We start from the raw sequence: 2,025 nt of genomic DNA on the forward strand, positions 1-2,025 counted from the left end.
GACGTCGCACTTGATGAAGGATTTGTTGGATTGTTTCCTGGAGCCTGTGTACCTAATATGGGAATTCACTTAGTTAAGCCTAGTCGTATGGATGACGACAAACTAAACATCAAAAAACCGGAAGTTCTGCTTTACGAACCAATGAAAAATGGTCACTACAAATTAGTGGGTGCTGAGTGGTACGTACCAACAGACGCGACAGATAAAACACCAATGCTATTTAAACAAAAATTCCAGGGGCCAATGAATAACCATGATGGTACTGTAGGTCAACATTATGACTTACATGTATGGCTGTTCAAAACAAATCTAGATGGCATTTTTAAACCTGAGAATACACGTGTAAGTTGTGAATATGCGGAGTAATTTAAAAAACTTCGTTAGATTCAAGAACAATTAACCCAGTGCAGAGGAAATCCTTCTGCACTGGGTTAAATTTTTCCATTATGAACTACTAAATCATTAAAGCCTGTACCGTACTTAACTAGCCATTCGCAGTGGAGAAAAATTTCTCTTTATATAGAAGAAACTCATCTACAGTTGATGATTAGTTTCTACATATCTATGTGATAGACCAAGAAAAAGACCCTGACGATTAAGTCAGGGTCTTTTTCTTACTTGCAGTATACCGGCGGTCGGGGTCGAACCGACACTCCGGTGAAGGAACGGGATTTTGAGTCCCGCGCGTCTGCCAATTCCGCCACGCCGGCAAGTATTGTTTTAGCGGACAAGAATTATTATAGCACATCTTACTTTTCTCGCCAATACTTTATTAATGCTATAAATAGTTTCATACGCCAAACTTCAAGATTGATAAAGCATCATAGACAATAGGAGCAAAACTCTTAGCAGCTTCCACTGTAAAATAATTCACATAGGTAAGCTGGCCCGACTGAACAAAACGATTTTTCTCACTACGATGATCTTTAATCAATTATTGCCTGCCTACTTCCCTACTGCTTATACACTAGTCACTAGGGAATGGAACATACCAGATTACATGAATGGCTGTCCAAGTTACTTACTGAATAAACGGTGAAACAACAAAAAAACCTTTAACTATGATTACTCACAGTTAAAGGTTTTTGGAAAGAACAGGCAGGTTCTTTCATAATACCGGCGGTCGGGGTCGAACCGACACTCCGGTGAAGGAACGGGATTTTGAGTCCCGCGCGTCTGCCAATTCCGCCACGCCGGCAAATTATTATGGAGGCGGCAACCGGACTCGAACCGGTGATAAGGGTGTTGCAGACCCATGCCTTACCACTTGGCTATGCCGCCAAATAATGGAGCGGAAGACGAGGTTCGAACTCGCGACCTCCACCTTGGCAAGGTGGCGTTCTACCACTGAACTACTTCCGCAATAAAGCTGGGGTACCTGGATTCGAACCAGGGCATGACGGGATCAAAACCCGTTGCCTTACCGCTTGGCTATACCCCATTAATAAAAGATGGGGCGGACGAGGGGAATTGAACCCCCGAGTGCCGGAATCACAATCCGGTGCGTTAACCACTTCGCCACGACCGCCACATTACTATTTTATAAGTTCACTTAGTTAAATTAAAACATGGGGCGGACGAGGGGAATTGAACCCCCGAGTGCCGGAATCACAATCCGGTGCGTTAACCACTTCGCCACGACCGCCATCATATAAATTTTAAAATTGGCAGGGGCAGTAGGAATCGAACCCACATCGGAGGTGTTGGAGACCTCTGTTCTACCGTTAAACTATGCCCCTAAAAACTGGTGGTGGGGGGCAGATTCGAACTGCCGAACCCGAAGGAGCGGATTTACAGTCCGCCGCGTTTAGCCACTTCGCTACCCCACCTTGAAAATGGTGCCGGAGAAAGGACTTGAACCCTCAACCTACTGATTACAAGTCAGTTGCTCTACCAGTTGAGCTACTCCGGCATGGAGAATTTCTTTTAAAAAAATGGTGGGTCAGGACGGAATCGAACCGCCGACACTTAGAGCTTCAATCTAATGCTCTACCGACTGAGCTACTGACCCACTTTGTTAAGTAA

At 44.7% G+C, this 2,025-nt stretch carries 1 protein-coding gene and 11 tRNA genes; 1 reads left to right on the forward strand and 11 read right to left on the reverse strand.

The features are described from left to right. Window positions 1-366, forward strand: a 366-nt coding sequence (locus tag MLE13_RS17685; RefSeq protein ID WP_240751096.1) for a hypothetical protein, incomplete at its 5' end; no start/stop codon positions are given. Window positions 367-626: 260 nt separating this feature from the next. Here MLE13_RS17685 and MLE13_RS17690 read toward each other — a convergent pair. The 11 genes from MLE13_RS17690 to MLE13_RS17740 form a co-directional block, all read right to left on the reverse strand. After that, window positions 627-710: transfer RNA gene (locus MLE13_RS17690), tRNA-Leu, on the reverse strand. A 404-nt stretch (window positions 711-1,114) separates the two neighbouring features. Beyond that, a tRNA-Leu gene (locus tag MLE13_RS17695) sits at window positions 1,115-1,198 on the reverse strand. Window positions 1,199-1,207: 9 nt separating this feature from the next. Then, window positions 1,208-1,281, reverse strand: a tRNA-Cys gene (locus MLE13_RS17700). Window positions 1,282-1,287: 6 nt separating this feature from the next. Then, window positions 1,288-1,362, reverse strand: a tRNA-Gly gene (locus MLE13_RS17705). Between the two features lie 7 nt (window positions 1,363-1,369). Beyond that, window positions 1,370-1,441, reverse strand: a tRNA-Gln gene (locus MLE13_RS17710). 11 nt (window positions 1,442-1,452) lie between these two features. Continuing rightward, window positions 1,453-1,528: transfer RNA gene (locus MLE13_RS17715), tRNA-His, on the reverse strand. A gap of 41 nt (window positions 1,529-1,569) precedes the next feature. After that, window positions 1,570-1,645, reverse strand: a tRNA-His gene (locus MLE13_RS17720). A 20-nt stretch (window positions 1,646-1,665) separates the two neighbouring features. Further along, window positions 1,666-1,739, reverse strand: a tRNA-Trp gene (locus tag MLE13_RS17725). Window positions 1,740-1,745: 6 nt separating this feature from the next. Then, window positions 1,746-1,829: transfer RNA gene (locus tag MLE13_RS17730), tRNA-Tyr, on the reverse strand. Between the two features lie 7 nt (window positions 1,830-1,836). After that, window positions 1,837-1,912 (reverse strand) — tRNA-Thr (locus MLE13_RS17735). Between the two features lie 23 nt (window positions 1,913-1,935). Further along, window positions 1,936-2,011: transfer RNA gene (locus tag MLE13_RS17740), tRNA-Phe, on the reverse strand. Window positions 2,012-2,025: the final 14 nt, after the last annotated feature.

Source organism: Planococcus halocryophilus, assembly GCF_022489025.1.
Taxonomy (GTDB): Bacteria; Bacillota; Bacilli; order Bacillales_A; family Planococcaceae; genus Planococcus; species Planococcus halocryophilus_A.